Genomic DNA, 18,583 nt, shown 5'->3' with positions numbered 1-18,583 from the left:
TTGCAGAAATCCTTCTGCCTGCCGATACAGGTTTATAGCACTTAGCCTTCATCTTACTTGTCAGTCGATGCGCCATGATGCAACCTTGCCGCAGGCAACAGTAAAGAGGGCGTGAGCCCGGCGCGATCAGCAATTTCGAAGCGAGTTTCCCCATGAAAAGCCAACCCGATGCCGCCAGCCGTATGGCGGCCGAGGTAGTGACGCAGTTGCCTGTGCCCTCGCGGCTCGGCATGTTGCGTTTCGAACGGCTGAATGAAGCGAGCTGGGCGCTGCTGTTTCTCGATCCCAATTGCGAACGCCAGTTCGGCCTGCCCGCCGTCGAACTCTGCGCCCTGGTCGGCTCGCCCTATGCCAGCCTGATGGAGCCCGAAGCCCGCTATCAGTTGCACGACACCATCCAGCAGCAACTGAGCAACAGCTCTCATTACCTGATCCGCTATACCCTGCACACCGCCCAGGGGCCCTTGAGCATCCTCGAGCTGGGCGAAGCCTACAAACAGCACAACCGGCACCTGCTGCGCGGCTACCTGTTGGTGGTCGAAGGGCTGTTCAGCGATGCTTCGGCGCTGCCGGCACTGGATCTGGAAACCCAGAACACCCGCCTGCAGATCGCCCTGGAACTCAACCAGCGGGCCCAGCAGGAGCAATTGCAGCACCTGGAACGGGTGCGTGCGCAGCAGGATTTGATTCTGCTCCTGACCCGCCAGCGCTACAGCACCGGCAATTCGTTGAAGGAAGCTGCCGAACTGATTACCCGCAGCGCCTGCGACATCTACCAGATCGACTGCGCCAGCATCTGGAACCTGGAAGACCAGCAACTGGTGCCGATTGCCGCCTATCACCGCGGCCCCCAGGAATACCGCATGCCGGAGTCCATCGACGCCAGCAGCTTTCCCGACTACCTGGAAGCCCTGCACAGCTGCCGCGCCATCGACGCGCAAAACGCCATGCGCGACCCGCGAACCCGGGAGATGGCCGAGAGCCTGCGCCCGCGGGACGTCAACGCCATGCTCGACGCCAGCATCCGCATCGACGGCCAGGTGGTCGGCGTACTGTGCCTGGAACAGACCGGCATGACCCGGGCCTGGCAGTCGGACGAGATCGCCTTCGCCGGCGAACTGGCAGACCAGTTCGCCCAAGTCATCAACAATCACAACCGGCGGGCCGCCACCAGCGCCCTGCACTTGTTCCAGCGCGCCGTGGAACAGAGCGCCAACGCCTTCCTGCTGGTCAATTGCGACGGCGTGGTGGAGTACGTCAACCCCAGCTTCACGGCGATCACCCAATACAGCACCGAAGAGGTCCATGGCCACCGTCTGTCCGAACTGCCGGCCCTGGAAAACCTCAGCGAGCTGCTGTTCGACGCTCCGTCCAGCCTGGCCAAGAGCAACAGCTGGCAGGGCGAGTTCAAGAGCCGGCGCAAGAACCTGGAGCCTTACTGGGGCCAGCTGTCGATCTCCAAGGTGTATGGCGACAACCGCGAGCTAACCCACTACATCGGCATCTACGAAGACATCACCCAGACCAAGCTCGCCCAGCAGCGCATAGAGCGCCTGGCCTACACCGACAACCTGACCAACCTGGGCAACCGCCCCGCCTTCATCCGCAACCTCGATGAACGCTTTGCCCGAGACAGCGATACCCCGATCAGCCTGCTGCTGGTGGACATCGACAATTTCAAGCGGATCAACGACAGCCTCGGCCACCAGACCGGCGACAAACTGCTGATCAGCCTGGCCCGGCGCCTGCGCAACAGCCTGAGCCCCAGCGGCAGCCTGGCGCGCTTCGCCAGCAACGAATTCGCCGTGCTGCTGGACAACACCGACCTGGAAACCGGGCAACAGATCGCCAGCCAGTTGCTGATGACCCTGGACAAGCCGATGTTCGTCGACAACCAGTTGATCAGCGTCACCGGCTCCGTGGGCCTGGCCAGTGCGCCGCTGCACGGCCGTGACCCGCAGACCCTGATGCGCAACGCCGGCCTGGCCCTGCACAAGGCCAAGGCCAACGGCAAGCACCAGGTGCAGGTGTTCACCGAGGCGCTGAACGCCGAGGCCAGCTACAAACTGTTCGTCGAGAACAACCTGCGCCGCGCCCTGACCCAGAACGAGCTGGACGTGTTCTACCAGCCCAAGCTGTGCCTGCGCAGCGGCCGCCTGCTGGGCATGGAGGCGCTGCTGCGCTGGAACCATCCGGAAAAGGGCATGATCCGCCCCGACCAGTTCATCAGCGTGGCGGAAGAAACCGGCCTGATCATCCCCATCGGCAAGTGGATCGCCCGCCAGGCCTGCCGCATGAGCAAGCAACTGACCGCCGCCGGCATGGGCAACCTGCACGTGGCCATCAACCTGTCGCCCAAGCAGTTTTCCGACCCGGACCTGGTGGCCTCCATCGCCAGCATCCTCAAGGAAGAACAGCTGCCCTCCTCGCTGCTGGAGCTTGAGCTAACAGAGGGCCTGCTGCTGGAAGCCACCGACGACACCCACCAGCAGCTGGAACAACTGAAAAAACTCGGCCTGACCCTGGCCATGGACGACTTCGGCACCGGCTATTCGTCCCTGAGTTACCTGAAGAAATTCCCCATCGATATCATCAAGATCGATCGCAGCTTCATCCACGAGATCCCCGACAACCAGGACGACATGGAAATCACCTCTGCGGTGATCGCCATGGCCCACAACCTGAAGATCAAGGTGGTCGCCGAAGGCATCGAGACCGCCGAGCAACTGGCCTTCCTGCGCCGCCACCGCTGCGACGTGGGCCAGGGCTACCTGTTCGACCGGCCGATTCCCGGCTCCGAGCTGATTGCCAAGCTCAAGCGTTATCCTCGTGGCCCAATTGCCTGACAGCGCTGTAACACTCGGGCAAACTGCGTGTCTGATTAATTACTCGATCCCACCCTGACTGAGAGGACTGATCATGGTTCTGCGCTCGGAAATTCTGGTGAACAAAAACGTGCTACCAACCAAAGAACAAGCTCTGCCTGGCCGTGAAACCCCCATGGCCCTACCTGCCGAACACTACGTCAACGGCAACCCGCTGCTGGGCCCGTTTCCGGGCAATGTGGATTTCGCCATCTTCGGCCTGGGCTGTTTCTGGGGTGCCGAACGGCGCTTCTGGCAGCGCGAAGGTGTGTTCAGCACGTGCGTGGGTTATGCCGGCGGCTTCACCCCGAACCCGACCTACGAAGAAGTCTGCTCGGGCCTGACCGGGCATACCGAAGTGGTGCTGGTGGTGTACGAGCCGGAAAAGGTCAGCTACAAGGAATTGCTGGCGATGTTCTGGGAACTGCATAACCCGACCCAGGGCATGCGCCAGGGCAATGACATCGGCACCCAGTATCGCTCGGTGATCTACGCCACCAATCCGACCCAGCTGGAGCAGGCGCTGCACAGCAGGGACGTGTTCCAGGCGGAGCTGACCAAGGCCGGCCTGGGCACCATCACCACGGAAATCGAAGAAGCGCCGACCGTGTACTTTGCCGAGGCTTACCACCAGCAGTACCTGGCGAAGAACCCTGAAGGCTATTGCGGGATCGGCGGCACCGGCGTGACCTGCCCGATCTGAGTCCTTGGGCCGGCCAGCCGGCTCCTGCAACCTTCCGCAGGAGCTGGCTGGCCAGCGACCCCTTACTCCGCGATCAACCAGTCCATCTGCCAGCCGCCCTGGGTCTGGCCCAGCTTCATCGACAGCCAGGGCAGCAGCTCGCGCAACTCCTCTTCCAGGCCCCAAGGCGGGTTGGCGATCGCCAGGCCCGAACCGTTGAGGCTGTTGGGCGTATCCAGCGGATGCACCAGCAACTCCACCCGCAGCAGCTTCGGCGCACCGGTACCGGCCAGGTCCTGGTAGAAACGTCGCAGGGCGCGCTGGTCCTTGACCGGGTACCAGATGGCCGCCACGGTCTGGCGCATGCGGCCAATGGCTTCCTTCAGCGAGGCCGCACAGCGCTGCATCTCGTCCAGTTGCTCGAAAGGCGGGTCGATGAGCATCACCGCGCGTTTTTCCGCCACCGGCAGCAGGGCCCGGGCCACGTGCCAACCTTCCCCCAGATGCACCGCCACCCGCCGGTCACCCTTCATGTTGTCCTTGAGCAGCAGGCCGTCTTCCGGGTGTTTCTCGTTGAGCAGCACCCGATCCTGGGAACGGGTCAGGCGCCGAGCCAGTTCCGGCGAGCCCGGGTAGTAACGCAACTCGCCATCGGGGTTCATCTTGTGCAGCACCTGCATGTAATCGGCGGTCAGCGCCGGCAGGTCCTCGTCGCCCCACAGGCGGGCGATGCCTTCCAGGTACTCGCCGGTGCGCGTGGCCTGGTCGCCCTTGAGGTCATACAGGCCGATACCGGCGTGGCTGTCGAGGTAGGCGAACGGCTGCTCCTTGCGCGACATCAGGGCGATGAGGCGGGTCAGGGTCAGGTGTTTGAAGACGTCGGCGTGATTGCCGGCGTGGAAGGCGTGACGATAGTTCATGGTTGCTCCTGCGCAGGGGGGCAAGTTTACCCTGTGCGCAGGCTGTCGTCAGTTCAGAGCGGGGCCGTACCCGGCGCAGGCGACGACGGGCACGGCCAGGGTTTCAGACAAACTCGTGACTGACTTGCGACCACAGGCTGACCCGCCGTCCGGACGTTTCGAACACCTCGATCTCGCGCTTGATCCCGCCACTGTCCTTCCAGCCCGGCAGGTCGAGCACGATCAGCTCCTCCATCATCGCCATGTACAGCGCATCCACCGGCGCCCAGAGCTTGCCGATGGCGGCATTGTCCTTGCCCGCCAGGCACAGGTTGATCGGGTGGGACATGCTCACCTGGCTGAACACCGCATGGCCGGCTTCCAGTATCTGCGCCGCGACCTGGTTGCATTGGAGAAAACGCTCGTTGATGACGGCCGGCTCGGAATGGCTGTAGGGGCAGGCCAGGAAAATCTTGCGCATCGTTACCTCGATTTCAGGGATAGGTGATGCGGGCCGTCAGGCCCGCGCAGGTTGCAGGGCAAAGGCGGCCGCCTGTTCCTGCTCTTGCAGCTCATAGCGCTGGGCAGCCGGCACCGAGATGCGGATGGCGATCGCCACCGCCAGCAGGCCGCCAAACAGTTTGCCGAGCAGAATCGGCAGGATCAGGCTTGGCTGGAAGTTCGCAGTGAAGGCCAGGTGGTCGCCGATCAGTGCCTGGGCGCAGACCCCCAGGGCCACGCACAGCACCTTGTCGCGGGCGGTCATGTGCTTGAACAGGTGGAAGGTGGCGATGATGTTGGCAAACACCATGATGAACCCCGCGGCACCGGTGCTGGACAGGTTCAGATGGCGCCCCAGCAGTTCCATGGGCTTCTTGCAGTAGCGCTGGAACAGGTAGCAGATGGGGAAGGTACCGGCGAGCATGATGCCGATGTAGCCGGCGATCTCGATCGCCCGGAACAGCTCCTTTTCGTCGGCGAACATCGGGTCGAAGCCCCAGCCGCCGAAGTTGATGCTGAAGAACTTGGTGAAGTGCTCGACGATGCTCAGGGCCAGGATCAGCTTGATCGCCGCGTCCATGATCTTGCCGAACACCAGGAAGCCCCTGACCATCATCTGCGGCCGGTAGCGCAGCCCCGCCGCCAGCAGGAAGCAGAACACGAACAGCGGCGCCAGCAGCTTGAGCATGTCGACGAAGCCCAGGGACAGGTAGTACAGCGCCTCGGAGTTGGTGGAAACGATGTCCCGCACCGGCAAGTGGGTAGCGGTGATGATCAGCAGCGACATCAGCACCGCGAACGGAATGCTGATCAGCCCGGCCATGGCACCCAGGGCCAGGTACTTGTGGTCCTTGCGCTCGAGCATGGTCAGGCCCACCGGGATCAGGTAGACGATGGTCGCCCCGGAGGTGTAGCCCACCAGCATTGCGGTAATCCACAGGTCACGGTTGGCGGTCAGGGCGTTGGCCAGCTGGTAGCCGCCCATGTCCACGGCAATGATCGACAGCGCCGCGATGGAGACATCCGAACCCAGGGCGTTGAAGAACGGCCCCAGGGCGTGGGAAATGCCCTGGGACAGGTAGGGAATCGCCACCATGATCCCGGCCTGGGCCAGGAACACCGGGCCGATGGAGTGGATACCGTTGACGAACTCCTTACCCAGCCCGCTCTCGGGCTTGATGATGGATGACAGGGCGCCGATCACGGCGCCGAGCATGATCAGGTAAATGACGTAGTTTCCAAATTCAGCCATGTGGGTTCATCTCTCTGAGCGTCATTTATAGGTTTCCCCCGCCGGGGAAGTTCTTGTCGAGGCCAGCTCTGGTCACTCATCGCCAAGGAGAACGATGAACCAGGTGATGAAACACAGGGCACATCCCGTGCCACAATGTGTATTAGTTGTGGTTTTTACTTTAAAACAACCATATTTCGGTCAATACACTTTCGCAACATTGGCTCGACCTGCCGTGGGTCATGAGCCAACCCCATGACTGCAGGCCATTGTGAAACGTGCAAGTAAATGCTTAACTTTTCCATCGAATTTGACCGAATAAGCACATTCCTGAACCAGGAGTGTGCGTAAGTAACAAAAAATGCCCATTTGTGTGGCGAAGTACCACTAAACGGAAAACACCATGCGCCCCAACGAACGACGACAGCACATTCTCGAACTCCTGCGGCAACGGGAGCGGATTTCTGTGGAAGAGCTGGCGCGCATCACTGCCACGTCCCAGGAAACCATCCGCCGCGACCTCAGCGACCTGGCGGAAAGCGGCCTGGTCACCAAGTTCCACGGTGGCGCGGCCCTGCCCCCTACCGGCGAGCACGAAAACACCTTCCAGACCCGCATGAACGAACACGCCCAGGAGAAGCGCGCCATCGGCCGCTACGCCGCCGGCCTGTTCTGCGCGGGCGACAGCATCTTCATCGATACCGGCACCACCACCCTGTTCTTCGCTCGGGAACTGGCGCAGCACACCCGCCTGACGGTGATCACCAACTCCCTGCCGATTGCCGGCTGCATTGGCGAGTCGGGCAATCGGGTGTTCATGATCGGTGGTGAATATCGCCCCGACTCGACACAGAACGTCGGCACCCTGGCCCTGGAACAGATCACCCGTTTCAACGCCGAGCACGCGGTGATCACCATTGGCGCGCTGAATGAAGACGGCGCCATGGACTTCTCCATCGAAGAAGCCGAAGTGGCCCGCGCGATGATTGCCCAGGCCCGCCAGCTGACGGTGATCGCCGATTCCTCGAAGCTGGAACGCCGCGGCCTGTTCAAGGTGTTCCCGCTGGAGCGCATAGACCGCCTGGTGATCGACCGCCAGCCCGGCCCGGAGCTGCTGGCGGCCCTGGAGAAAGCGGGCGTGGAGGTGCATCTGGTGCCACAGCCCTGAACCAGGGCCGTTGCCACAGGTGATGGCCACCACCAAAAACCACAACCAAATGACCGATATATGACCGAATAGAAAATAAAAACAACAATCATGGCCCGCATTATGCTTTGATTCCTGCACAGATCCTTGGGTGTTACCGCAGGAAACAGGCATTTATATGACCGAACTTTATCCGAACAATGTGACTTTCGATGTGGCCATCGTCGGTGGCGGGGTCGTCGGTTGCGCCATGGCCCGGCGCTTCGCCCTCGAAGGCGCACGGGTGGTGCTGCTGGAAAAGGGCAGCGACATTCTCTCCGGCGCCAGCAAGGCCAACAGCGCCATCCTGCACACCGGCTTCGACGCCCCCAGTGGCAGCCTGGAACTGCAGTGCATGCAGGCCGGCTACCAGGAATACCTGGAAATCCACTCGGCCATGAACCTGCCACTGCTCAAGAGTGGCGCGCTGGTAGTGGCCTGGAACGCCGAGGACCAGGCCAGGCTGCCGGGGATCCTCGCCCAGGCCCAGGCCAATGGGGTAGACAACGTACGCCTGCTGGAACGCAGCGAGATCCTCGCCCTGGAGCCGCACCTGGCCAATCACGCCGTGGGCGCGGTACTGGTCCCCGACGAGCACCTGATCGACCCCTGGTCCGCCCCCCTGGGTTACCTGCAGCAGGCCATGGCCCATGGCGCCCGCGTACAGTTGCAATGCGAGGTGCAGCAAGGCCAGTTCGATGGCGACGCCTGGACCCTGCACACCAACCGGGGCACCCTGCGCAGCGCCCAGGTGATCAACTGCGCCGGGCTGTTCGGCGACACCCTGGAACACAACCTGCTGGGCCACAGCGAATTTCGCATCATGCCGCGCAAGGGCCAGTTCGTGGTCTTCGACAAGGCCGCGGCCACACTGCTGGAGCGCATCGTCCTGCCGGTACCCAACGAGCGCACCAAGGGCATAGTCCTGACCCGCACGGTGTACGGCAACCTGCTGGTGGGCCCCACCGCCGAAGAGCAGGAGGACCGCGTGCATGCGGGGCTCGACGGCCCGACCCTGCAAAGCCTGATCGATGCCGCCGTGGAGCGGATTCCCGCCCTCGCCGGGATGCCGGTCACCGCCACCTACGCCGGGCTGCGCCCCGCCAGCGAAAAGAAGGAGTACCGGATCCAGGCCGACCACGCCCGGCACTGGATCACCGTCGGCGGCATCCGCTCCACCGGGCTCACCGCCGCCCTGGGTATTGCCCGGCATGTCTACGGCCTGTACAGCCAGCGCCGCCAGCACCAGCCGGTGCGCGAACCGGTCTGGCCACAGATGCCCAATCTGGCGGAGCACTTGCCCCGCGACTGGCAGCGCCCCGGCTATGGCGAAATCGTCTGCCATTGCGAACTGGTGACCCGGCGCGAAATAGAAAGCGCCCTGCACAGCCCCCTGCCACCTGGCGACCTGGGCGGGCTCAAGCGCCGCACCCGCGCCTGCATGGGCCGCTGCCAGGGTTTCTATTGCTCGGCCCAGGTCGCCGAACTCAGCGCCAGCCAACTGGCCGTCCCTCTTGCCACAGGTCGTTGCCATGAACAGCACTGAACTTCTTCAGGCCGAAGCGGCCATTATCGGCAGCGGCCCGGCGGGCCTGGCCGCGGCCATCGAACTGCGGCGCCAGGGTATCGGCCCGGTGATTGTCATCGAACGTGAAAGCGAAGCCGGCGGCATTCCCCGGCACTGTGCCCACCCGCCCTTCGGCATGCGCGAGTACCAGCGCCTTCTCAGCGGCCCGGCCTATGCCCGGCGCAATGTCGAAGCCGCGCTGAAAGCCGGCGTGATCCTGCTGCTGCGACACACGGTGGTCAGCCTGGAACCCGGCGGCCTGTTGCGCCTGGCCACTCCAGACGGGCCACGGCAGATCCAGGCACAGAAGGTGCTGATCGCCACCGGCGCCCGGGAAACCCCGCGCTCGGCACGCCTGCTGTCCGGCGACCGCCCGGTGGGGGTGATCAACACCGGGGCCTTGCAGAACTTCCTCTATGTGCAGCACCTCAAGCCTTTCGAGCGGCCCCTGATCATCGGCACCGAACTGGTCAGCCTGTCTGCCGTACTCAGTTGCCGACGCGCCGGTATCCGTCCGGTGGCGGTGCTGGAAGCCAATAAACGAGCCACCACCCGCTGGCCGCTGTCGGTGTTCCCAAGGTTGCTGGGCATCCCCATGCACTTTGGCGCCGAGCTGCTGGCGATCAATGGGTGTGGCCGGGTGGAGTCGGCCCGGGTGCGCCTGGCCGATGGCCAGGTTCGCGACATTTCCTGCGACGGCGTGCTGCTCACCGGCCAGTTCACCCCGGAGTCGAGCCTGGTGCGCCTGAGCCACCTGCAACTGGACAATGGCAGCGGGGGGCCGAAGATCGACCAGTACGGCCGCTGTTCGGACCCGGCCTACTTTGCCGCCGGCAACCTGCTGCGGCCAATCGAGACGGCCGGCTGGTCCTACCGCGAAGGGCGGCGCATCGGCAGCCTGATGGCCCTGGCCCTGAGCGGCCAGCTACCCGATGCCAATGACGCCCTGACCCTGAAGTACGCCGCCCCGATCAAGCTCGGCGTGCCGGGCCGCCTGGTGCGCGGCGAGCTGGCGGGCCTGGCGCACATCCAGTTGCGGGTCAGCCAGGCGGTCAGTGGCACCCTGCGGGTCCGCGCCCTGGGCCTGGAGCTCTGGAGCCGACCGGTCTCGGCACTGCCGGAACGGCGCCTGCTGATCCCCATCAAGGACCTGCACCTGCCGGAACATTTCGACCAACTGGACATCTGCATCGACCAGGCCGTCCCACAACAAGAGAAATGACCATGCGAATAGCCGCACTTGACCAGGGCACCACCAGCACCCGCGTACTGGTCGTGGACATGCAAGGCCGTGCCGATATCCAACTGGCGCTGCGCCACCAGCAGCATCACCCGCGCCCGGGCTGGGTCGAACACGACCCGCTGGAGCTGCTGGCCAACCTGCAACGCTGCCTGGAAGCCACCGGCCGGGTCGACGCCATCGGCCTGGCCAACCAGGGTGAAAGTTGCCTGGCCTGGGACGCCGTCAGTGGCGCGCCGCTGTCGCCGGTGATCGTCTGGCAGGACAACCGCAGCGCGGCGCGCATCGAAGAACTGCGCGCCAGCGGCGCCGAAGCCCTGACCCTGAAGCGGGCCGGGCTGCCCCTGGATGCCTACTTCTCCGCCAGCAAGCTGGCCTGGATCGTCGACAACCTGCCGGCGGCACAGGCCGCCCTGAGTGCCGGCCGCCTGCGCCTAGGCACCACCGATGCCTACTTTCTCGATCGCCTGACCGGGGTCTACGCCACAGACATCACCACCGCCTCGCGCACCTCGCTGATGAATCTCGCCACCGGCCAGTGGGACCCGCAGTTGTGCCAGCTGTTCGGCGTGCCCCTGCAGGCCCTGCCGGAAATCCGCGCCACGGTCGGCGACTTCGGACGCATCGGCCAGACCCCCATCAGCGCCTCGGTGGTCGACCAGCAAGCCTCGCTGTACGGTCACGGCTGCCGGGAGCCGGGGGACGCCAAGATCACCTTCGGCACCGGCGCCTTCGCCCTGACAGTCACAGGCGAACAGATCATTCGCGCCCCGGAGAAAGGCCTGCTGGCCACCGTCGCCTGGCAGGCCGACGGCAAACCGGTGTATGCCATGGACGGTGGCGTGTACGACGCCAGCGCCGCAGTGGAATGGGCCGGGCGCCTGGGCCTGTTCAGCGATTTCTCGGAACTGGCAGCCTTCGATCAGCCACCGGCGATTTCCCGCGAGCTGGCGTTTGTCCCGGCCTTGTCCGGGCTTGCCTGCCCGCACTGGGACCGCAGTGCCGGGGCGGTATGGATCGGCATGAACGCCGCCACCACTCGCCAGGACCTGTGCCAGGCGGTACTGGAAGGCGTGGCCCTGCGCAGCGCCGAAGTGATCACGGCGATGGACGATCACCTCAACGTCACCGACCAGTTGTCGATTGACGGCGGCCTGGCCCGCAGCCCGTATTTCGCCCAGTTCCTGGCCGATATCCTGCAACGCACCATCGTCACCCAGCGCTTCGACGAACTCACCGCCCTGGGCTGCGCCGCCCTTGCCGCCCGCGGCCTGGGGCTGGAGTTGCCAGAGCTGGACAACACCCGCACCGACTACCGGCCGCGTATCGACCGGGCCACGGCAGACGCCTGGCGCTGCACCTTCAGCGCCGCGGTCAAGCGCTCCCAGGGCTGGTCCCAGCCGCACTGAAACAGCCCGCCGGCCATGGATGGCCGGCCCTTTCCTGCCGCACCTCGGGACCCTTGCCCATCCGCCGCGCCTATTGGACACTGACGCGCCTGCCCGCGGCCAAGCGGCGGGCACATCAAGCGGTTGCTGGCGACTCAGACACACGGGACCACTGACTGCTGCGCGGGCACACGACCTGCCTGGCTGTGCTCATTAATGGATTAGCCAGGGTCTGTTACCGCTTGGTGACAAGCCCTTAGTCGAGGATTTATGAAAGACGCAACGATTGCGCTGCACCATGGATTCAAGTCGGACCCGACCACCAAGGCCGTGGCCGTGCCCATCTACCAGAACGTCGCCTTCGAGTTCGACAACGCCCAGCACGGCGCTGACCTGTTCAACCTCGATGTGCCCGGCAACATCTACACCCGCATCATGAACCCCACCAACGATGTGCTGGAACAGCGCATGGCCGCCCTGGAAGGCGGGATCGCCGGGCTGGCGGTGGCCGCCGGCAGTGCCGCCATCCACTACGCGATCCAGACCCTGACCCAGGCTGGGGACAATATCGTCTCCACGCCCCAGCTGTACGGCGGCACCTACACCCTGTTCGCCCACCTGCTGCCCAGCTTCGGGGTCGAAGTACGCTTCGCCCGGGACGACTCGGCCGAGGCCATTGCCGAGCTGATCGACGACAAGACCAAGCTGGTGTACTGCGAGAGCATCGGCAACCCCGCGGGCAACATCGTCGATATCGAGGGCCTGGCCCAGGCCGCCCACGCCCGTAACGTGCCACTGATGGTGGACAACACCGTGGCCACGCCGATCCTGTGCAAGCCGATCCAGTTCGGCGCCGACATCGTGGTGCACTCGGTGACCAAGTACGTCGGCGGCCACGGCAACTCCCTGGGCGGGGTGATCGTCGACAGCGGCAACTTCCCCTGGGCCGACCACCCGCAGAAGTTCGCCAGCCTCAACACCCCGGAGCCGGCCTACCACGGCGTGGTCTACACCGAGAAGTTCGGCCCCGCCGCCTTTATCGCCCGGGCCCGCACCGTGCCGCTGCGCAACACCGGCGCAGCATTGGCGCCGATGAACGCCTTCCTGTTGCTGCAAGGCCTGGAAACCCTGGCCCTGCGCATGGAGCGCCACACCGACAACGCCCTCAAGGTGGCGCAGTTCCTCAAGGCCCACCCGCTGGTGGCCTGGGTCAGCTACGCCGGCCTGCCCGACCACCCGCACCATGAACTGGCGCGCAAATACATGCAGGGCAAGCCGTCGGCGATCCTCTCCTTCGGCCTCAAGGGCGGCTATGCCGCAGGCGTGCGCTTCTACGATGCGCTGCAGATCTTCAAGCGCCTGGTGAACATCGGCGACGCCAAGTCCCTGGCTTGCCACCCGGCATCCACCACCCACCGGCAGATGAACGAAGAAGAGCAGGCCAAGGCCGGGGTCAAGCCGGAGATGATCCGTCTCTCGGTAGGCATCGAGGCCATCGAAGACCTGCTCGAAGACCTGGACCAGGCACTGCAACAAGCCTGATCCCCGGCCCTGGCGTTCTGCGCCAGGGCCATTGCCTAGCGCGTTGGCACCCACGCCTCTCCCCTCTCCAGCCCCCAGGACCCTTGATCACCCGCAAAGGAACCCGACATGATTGTGCGTTACGTCAAGATCACCATGACCCTGGCAGTGGCGGCTTTCGCCCTGCTGGTGGCCTACAACAACATCAGCGACTACGGTTCCAACTTCGCCTTTGTCCAGCACGTGCTGAGCATGGACAGCGTCTTCCCCGGCAACAGCGCCACCGACCGCGCCCTGACCTTGCCGCTGCTGTGGAATGCCGGTTACTGGCTGATCATCGCCGGCGAAGCCCTGACCGGCGCGCTGCTGGTGTTTGGCGCCCTGCACCTGTGGCTGGCCCGGCACGGTGTCGCCAGCGACTTCAACCGCGCCAAGCGCTGGGCCATTGCCGGCTTCTGCCTGGGCTTCTGCGTCTGGTTCTTCGGTTTCATGGTGGTCGGCGGCGAGTGGTTCATGATGTGGCAGTCCAAGGCCTGGAACGGCCAGGACGCGGCGTTCAAGTTCTACATGGCGATCCTGGGCGTACTGATATTCCTCAACCAGCCCGACACCGAGCTGCACTGACCCTGTAACCGCAGCCGAGCCATGGCGAGGCTGCGCAAAGGCCCGCAGGGCCTTGCGGTCCCTCCGAGCGCCCCTCGTTAGCAGCCTGCGGCAGCGGCTACGGGACGCAAAAAAAACGGCCCGCTGCGGTGACGCAGCGGGCCGTTCTTCAGCGCCCCGGGGAATCAGGGCAGGATTTACGCACTCAGTGGTTGAGCTTGAAATCCTTCTCGGCCGCTTCGAAGCGCTGGACCATGCCGGCGCTCGGCGTGCCCATCTTGCTCACCAGCAGGATTGCCAGGCTGGCGAAGATGAAGCCCGGGATGATTTCGTACAGGCCCAGCAGAGCGAAATGCTTCCACAGGATCACGGTGACGGCACCGACGATGATGCCGGCCAGCGCGCCGTCACGGGTCATGCCTTTCCAGATCACCGAAATCAGTACCACGGGGCCGAAGGCCGCGCCGAACCCGGCCCAGGCATAGCTCACCAGGCCCAGCACGCGGTTTTCCGGGTTGGCGGCCATGGCAATGGCGATCAGCGCCACCACCAGCACCATGGCGCGGCCGACCCACACCAGTTCCAGCTGGGAAGCGTGCTTGCGCAGGAAGGCTTTGTAGAAGTCTTCGGTCAGGGCACTGGAGCACACCAGCAGCTGGCAGCTCAGGGTACTCATGACTGCCGCCAGGATGGCCGACAGCAGCACACCCGCGATCCACGGGTTGAACAGCAGCTTGGCCAGTTCGATGAACACCCGCTCAGGGTTTTCGGTCACAGGGCCGGCCACCTCAGGGTGCGCCGAGAAATAGGCGATACCGAAGAAGCCCACCGCCACGGTGCCGCCCAGGCACAGGATCATCCAGGTCATGGAGATGCGACGGGCCTTGGCAATCGACTTCACCGAATCGGCGGCCATGAAGCGCGCCAGGATATGCGGCTGGCCGAAGTAGCCCAGGCCCCAGCCCATCAGCGAGATGACGCCGATGAAGGTGGTGTTCTTGAGCATGTCGAAATTGGTCGGGTCCTTGGCTTCGATGGCCAGGAAGGTGGTGTCCACACCACCGGTCGCCAGCAGCACGATGATCGGCGTCAGGATCAGAGCGAAGATCATCAGCGTGGCCTGGACGGTATCGGTCCAGCTCACTGCCAGGAAACCACCCACGAAGGTGTAGGCAATGGTTGCCGCCGCACCGGCCCACAGCGCTGTCTCGTAGGGCATGCCGAAAGTGCTTTCGAACAGGCGGGCACCGGCGACGATGCCGGAGGCGCAGTAGATGGTGAAGAACACCAGGATCACCACCGCAGAGATGATCCGCAGCAGGCCGCTCTTGTCTTCAAAGCGGCTGGAGAAGTAGTCCGGCAGGGTCAGCGCGTCACCGTTGTGTTCGGTCTGCACCCGCAGGCGGCCGGCCACGAACAGCCAGTTGAGGTAGGCACCGACGATCAGGCCGATGGCGATCCAGCTTTCCGAAAGACCGGACATGTAGATGGCGCCCGGCAGGCCCATCAGCAGCCAGCCACTCATGTCGGAAGCACCGGCGGAAAGCGCGGTGACCACGCTGCCGAGGCTGCGGCCGCCAAGAATGTAGTCGGAAAGGTTGTTGGTGGAGCGATAGGCCATGAAGCCGATCAGCACCATTGCCGCGATGTAGATCACGAAGGTGATCAAGGTTGGATTGCTTGCACTCATTGAGTTACGCCCTGGCTTTGTTTTTATGGTGCGGCGGCCACTGCCACCCGCCGCCAAACGATGACGCTTGGGAGACGATCAGGCGGGCCGCGCATTTATGACTGATGTTTCCCCAGGAAAGCCATCAGCCGATGAACCAGTCCTGCAGGACGGTTGCACCTTGGCCGCGAATCCTATGCAACAAGACGAACAAGGTGCAACCAATTTGCGCCGAATCAGTTGCACCTTGTCCAAAAACTGGTCGTTGACGACGCTTTTGCTCCTTTTTGGAGCAAAAAATGGCGTTTTCAGAAGTAAAGGCACCAGTAGGAGGCAAGCCACTCCGTGCAGGAATTTTATTCCTGACAAGCTGCTTCTTTTTCCAGCTAAAAATGGGTTGCACCCGGTTGCACCTATTGCAGTGCGCGGATAATCTTGCCGCCAGCTGATGCCACACGTGCGTGGCAAACATGAGGATAAAAATATGGCTACCACCACCCTCGGGGTCAAACTCGACGACCCTACCCGCGAGCGCCTCAAGGCCGCCGCGGCCTCGATCGATCGTACGCCGCACTGGCTGATCAAGCAGGCGATTTTCAATTACCTGGAAAAACTCGAGGGTGGTGCAACCCTGACCGAGCTGAGCAGTGCCACCGCCAAAGACGGCGAGGATGCCGGCGAGGTACAGACCGATCACGCTCACCAATGCTTCCTGGAGTTCGCCGAAAGCATTCTCCCGCAGTCGGTGCTGCGCGCCTCGATCACCGCCGCCTACCGCCGCCCGGAACCGGAAGTGGTGCCGATGCTGCTGGAGCAGGCTCGCCTGCCGGCCGCCACCGCCGAAGCGGCCAACAAGCTGGCCGCCTCGATCGCCGAGAAGCTGCGTAACCAGAAGAGCGCCGGCGGCCGTGCCGGTATCGTCCAGGGCCTGCTGCAGGAATTCTCCCTGTCGTCCCAGGAAGGCGTGGCGCTGATGTGCCTGGCCGAGGCTCTGCTGCGCATCCCCGACAAGGGCACCCGTGACGCGCTGATCCGCGACAAGATCAGCACCGGCAACTGGCAGCCGCACCTGGGCAACAGCCCATCGCTGTTCGTCAACGCCGCCACCTGGGGCCTGCTGCTCACCGGCAAGCTGGTGTCGACCCACAACGAGGCCGGCCTGACCTCCTCCCTGAGCCGCATCATCGGCAAGAGCGGCGAGCCGATGATCCGCAAGGGCGTGGACATGGCCATGCGCTTGATGGGCGAACAGTTCGTCACCGGCGAAACCATCGCCGAAGCCCTGGCCAACGCCAGCAAGTTCGAAGCCAAGGGCTTCCGCTATTCCTACGACATGCTCGGCGAAGCCGCACTGACCGAGCACGACGCACAGAAGTACCTCGCGTCCTACGAGCAGGCCATCCACTCCATCGGCAAGGCCTCCCACGGTCGCGGCATCTATGAAGGCCCGGGCATCTCCATCAAGCTCTCGGCCCTGCACCCGCGCTACAGCCGCGCCCAGTACGAGCGCGTGATGGAAGAGCTGTACCCGCGCCTGCTGTCCCTGACCCTGCTGGCCAAGCAGTACGACATCGGCCTGAACATCGACGCCGAGGAAGCCGACCGCCTGGAGCTGTCCCTGGACCTGCTGGAGCGCCTGTGCTTCGAGCCGCAACTGACCGGCTGGAACGGTATCGGCTTCGTGATCCAGGCCTACCAGAAGCGCTGCCCGTACGTGATCGACTATGTCATCGATCTGGCCCGTCGCAGCCGTCACCGCCTGATGATCCGCCTGGTGAAAGGCGCCTACTGGGACAGCGAGATCAAGCGCGCCCAGGTCGAAGGCCTGGAAGGCTATCCGGTCTACACCCGCAAGGTGTACACCGACGTTTCCTACATCGCCTGCGCACGCAAGCTGCTGTCGGTGCCGGAAGTCATCTACCCGCAGTTCGCCACCCACAACGCCCACACCCTGTCGGCGATCTACCACATTGCCGGTCAGAACTATTACCCCGGCCAGTACGAGTTCCAGTGCCTGCACGGCATGGGCGAACCGCTGTACGAGCAAGTGGTGGGCAAGGTTGCCGAGGGCAAGCTGAACCGTCCATGCCGCGTCTATGCACCGGTGGGCACCCACGAAACCCTGCTGGCCTACCTGGTACGCCGGCTGCTGGAAAACGGCGCCAACACCTCGTTCGTCAACCGTATAGCCGACCAGTCGATCTCGATCCAGGAACTGGTGGCCGATCCGGTGACCCAGATCGAACAGATGGCCACCCTGGAAGGCGGCTTCGGCCTGCCGCACCCGCGCATTCCGCTGCCGCGTGACCTGTATGGCGCCGAGCGGGCCAACTCCGCCGGCATCGACATGGCCAACGAACACCGCCTGGCGTCGCTGTCCTGCGCCCTGCTGGCCACCGCCCACAACAACTGGAAAGCCGCACCGATGCTCGGTTGCGCCGCCAGCAGCGAAACCCCGGCGCCGGTACTCAACCCGTCGGACCATCGCGATGTGGTGGGCCACGTCCAGGAAGCCACGGTGGAAGACGTCGACAACGCCATCCAGTGCGCCCTCAACGCCGCACCGATCTGGCAGGCCACTCCGCCGGCCGAACGCGCTGCAATCCTGGAACGCGCCGCCGACCTGATGGAAGGCGAGATCCAGCCGCTGATGGGCCTGCTGGCCCGCGAAGCCGGCAAGACCTTCGCCAACGCCATCGCCGAAGTGCGTGAAGCCGTGGACTTCCTGCGCTACTACGCGGTGCAGGCCCGCAACGACTTCAGCAACGACGCCCACCGTCCGCTGGGCCCGGTGGTGTGCATCAGCCCATGGAACTTCCCGCTGGCAATCTTCAGTGGCCAGGTCGCCGCAGCCTTGGCTGCCGGCAACCCGGTCCTGGCCAAACCGGCCGAACAGACTCCGCTGGTAGCCGCCCAGGCCGTGCGCCTGCTGCTCGAAGCCGGGATTCCCGAAGGCGTGCTGCAACTGCTGCCGGGCCAGGGCGAAAGCGTCGGTGCCCGCCTGGTGGGTGACGAGCGCGTCAAGGGCGTGATGTTCACCGGCTCCACTGAAGTTGCGCGCCTGCTGCAACGCAACATCGCCGGGCGCCTGGACAACCAGGGCCGGCCGATCCCGCTGATCGCCGAAACCGGCGGCCAGAACGCGATGATCGTCGACTCCTCGGCCCTGACCGAACAGGTGGTCATCGACGTGGTGTCCTCGGCCTTCGACAGTGCCGGCCAGCGTTGCTCG

14 protein-coding genes are annotated in these 18,583 nt (G+C 64.2%); 9 read left to right on the top strand and 5 right to left on the bottom strand.

All coding sequences use genetic code 11. The annotated features are described in order from the left end of the window. Positions 1-152 precede the first annotated feature (152 nt). Positions 153-2,846, top strand: coding sequence for a GGDEF and EAL domain-containing protein (locus tag F6S12_RS16625; RefSeq protein ID WP_011058880.1), 2,694 nt, complete (start codon positions 153-155; stop codon positions 2,844-2,846). A gap of 73 nt (positions 2,847-2,919) precedes the next feature. After that, on the top strand, positions 2,920-3,567 hold the full coding sequence (gene msrA, locus F6S12_RS16620; protein ID WP_011058879.1) for a peptide-methionine (S)-S-oxide reductase MsrA: 648 nt from the start codon (positions 2,920-2,922) through the stop codon (positions 3,565-3,567). Between the two features lie 62 nt (positions 3,568-3,629). Here msrA and F6S12_RS16615 read toward each other — a convergent pair whose 3' ends face one another. The 3 genes from F6S12_RS16615 to eutH form a co-directional block, all read right to left on the bottom strand. Continuing rightward, the gene (locus F6S12_RS16615; protein ID WP_315869107.1) at positions 3,630-4,466 is read right to left on the bottom strand and encodes a 23S rRNA (adenine(2030)-N(6))-methyltransferase RlmJ; all 837 of its coding nucleotides are present in this window, start codon (positions 4,464-4,466) and stop codon (positions 3,630-3,632) included. A 103-nt stretch (positions 4,467-4,569) separates the two neighbouring features. Beyond that, positions 4,570-4,926 carry a DUF1937 family protein gene (locus tag F6S12_RS16610; protein WP_011058877.1) on the bottom strand — a complete coding sequence of 119 codons (357 nt, stop codon included), beginning with the start codon at positions 4,924-4,926 and terminating at the stop codon, positions 4,570-4,572. A gap of 36 nt (positions 4,927-4,962) precedes the next feature. After that, positions 4,963-6,198: an ethanolamine utilization protein EutH gene (gene eutH / locus F6S12_RS16605; protein ID WP_011058876.1), complete on the bottom strand. Its 1,236-nt coding sequence runs from the start codon at positions 6,196-6,198 to the stop codon at positions 4,963-4,965. 382 nt (positions 6,199-6,580) lie between these two features. On the opposite strand from eutH, the gene F6S12_RS16600 reads away from it, so the two are divergent. From F6S12_RS16600 to F6S12_RS16575, 6 genes are all read left to right on the top strand, one after another. Continuing rightward, on the top strand, positions 6,581-7,345 hold the full coding sequence (locus tag F6S12_RS16600; protein WP_011058875.1) for a DeoR/GlpR family DNA-binding transcription regulator: 765 nt from the start codon (positions 6,581-6,583) through the stop codon (positions 7,343-7,345). A 157-nt stretch (positions 7,346-7,502) separates the two neighbouring features. Next, entirely contained in the window at positions 7,503-8,909 is a 1,407-nt protein-coding gene (locus tag F6S12_RS16595) for an NAD(P)/FAD-dependent oxidoreductase (protein WP_015633904.1), read from the top strand. Next, positions 8,896-10,152, top strand: a complete 1,257-nt coding sequence (locus F6S12_RS16590; protein WP_315869106.1) for an NAD(P)/FAD-dependent oxidoreductase — start codon at positions 8,896-8,898, stop codon at positions 10,150-10,152. The genes F6S12_RS16595 and F6S12_RS16590 overlap by 14 nt, the downstream gene beginning before the upstream one ends. 2 nt (positions 10,153-10,154) lie before the next feature. Beyond that, on the top strand, positions 10,155-11,579 hold the full coding sequence (locus tag F6S12_RS16585) for a glycerol kinase (protein ID WP_315869105.1): 1,425 nt from the start codon (positions 10,155-10,157) through the stop codon (positions 11,577-11,579). Between the two features lie 249 nt (positions 11,580-11,828). Further along, entirely contained in the window at positions 11,829-13,100 is a 1,272-nt protein-coding gene (locus F6S12_RS16580) for an O-acetylhomoserine aminocarboxypropyltransferase/cysteine synthase family protein (protein ID WP_015633901.1), read from the top strand. A 108-nt stretch (positions 13,101-13,208) separates the two neighbouring features. Then, positions 13,209-13,703, top strand: a complete 495-nt coding sequence (locus tag F6S12_RS16575; protein WP_123431206.1) for a DUF2165 family protein — start codon at positions 13,209-13,211, stop codon at positions 13,701-13,703. 184 nt (positions 13,704-13,887) lie between these two features. Here F6S12_RS16575 and putP read toward each other — a convergent pair whose 3' ends face one another. Together putP and F6S12_RS16565 are read right to left on the bottom strand one after the other, a co-directional pair. Further along, a complete protein-coding gene (putP, locus tag F6S12_RS16570; protein ID WP_011058869.1) occupies positions 13,888-15,372 on the bottom strand; it encodes a sodium/proline symporter PutP in 1,485 nt (494 codons plus the stop codon). 124 nt (positions 15,373-15,496) lie between these two features. Next, positions 15,497-15,754: a hypothetical protein gene (locus F6S12_RS16565; protein ID WP_134532534.1), complete on the bottom strand. Its 258-nt coding sequence runs from the start codon at positions 15,752-15,754 to the stop codon at positions 15,497-15,499. A gap of 81 nt (positions 15,755-15,835) precedes the next feature. On the opposite strand from F6S12_RS16565, the gene putA reads away from it, so the two are divergent. Further along, positions 15,836-18,583, top strand: a 2,748-nt coding sequence (gene putA, locus F6S12_RS16560; RefSeq protein ID WP_315869104.1) for a trifunctional transcriptional regulator/proline dehydrogenase/L-glutamate gamma-semialdehyde dehydrogenase, incomplete at its 3' end; no start/stop codon positions are given.

It is taken from the genome of Pseudomonas sp. JV245A (assembly GCF_032424515.1).
GTDB classification, from domain to species: Bacteria; Pseudomonadota; Gammaproteobacteria; order Pseudomonadales; family Pseudomonadaceae; genus Aquipseudomonas; species Aquipseudomonas protegens.
Note: the sequence above shows the minus strand (reverse complement) of the source record. Positions and strands in the feature narration are given on the sequence as shown.

Excerpts from the sequence above, each read along its gene's own strand:
- eutH (WP_011058876.1), bottom strand. The coding sequence starts at position 6,198 with ATGGCTGAATTTGGAAACTACGTCATTTACCTGATCATGCTCGGCGCC.
- F6S12_RS16575 (WP_123431206.1), top strand. The coding sequence starts at position 13,209 with ATGATTGTGCGTTACGTCAAGATCACCATGACCCTGGCAGTGGCGGCT.
- putP (WP_011058869.1), bottom strand. The coding sequence starts at position 15,372 with ATGAGTGCAAGCAATCCAACCTTGATCACCTTCGTGATCTACATCGCG.
- F6S12_RS16625 (WP_011058880.1), top strand. The coding sequence starts at position 153 with ATGAAAAGCCAACCCGATGCCGCCAGCCGTATGGCGGCCGAGGTAGTG.
- F6S12_RS16585 (WP_315869105.1), top strand. The coding sequence starts at position 10,155 with ATGCGAATAGCCGCACTTGACCAGGGCACCACCAGCACCCGCGTACTG.
- F6S12_RS16580 (WP_015633901.1), top strand. The coding sequence starts at position 11,829 with ATGAAAGACGCAACGATTGCGCTGCACCATGGATTCAAGTCGGACCCG.
- F6S12_RS16600 (WP_011058875.1), top strand. The coding sequence starts at position 6,581 with ATGCGCCCCAACGAACGACGACAGCACATTCTCGAACTCCTGCGGCAA.
- F6S12_RS16610 (WP_011058877.1), bottom strand. The coding sequence starts at position 4,926 with ATGCGCAAGATTTTCCTGGCCTGCCCCTACAGCCATTCCGAGCCGGCC.
- F6S12_RS16590 (WP_315869106.1), top strand. The coding sequence starts at position 8,896 with ATGAACAGCACTGAACTTCTTCAGGCCGAAGCGGCCATTATCGGCAGC.
- F6S12_RS16615 (WP_315869107.1), bottom strand. The coding sequence starts at position 4,466 with ATGAACTATCGTCACGCCTTCCACGCCGGCAATCACGCCGACGTCTTC.
- msrA (WP_011058879.1), top strand. The coding sequence starts at position 2,920 with ATGGTTCTGCGCTCGGAAATTCTGGTGAACAAAAACGTGCTACCAACC.
- F6S12_RS16595 (WP_015633904.1), top strand. The coding sequence starts at position 7,503 with ATGACCGAACTTTATCCGAACAATGTGACTTTCGATGTGGCCATCGTC.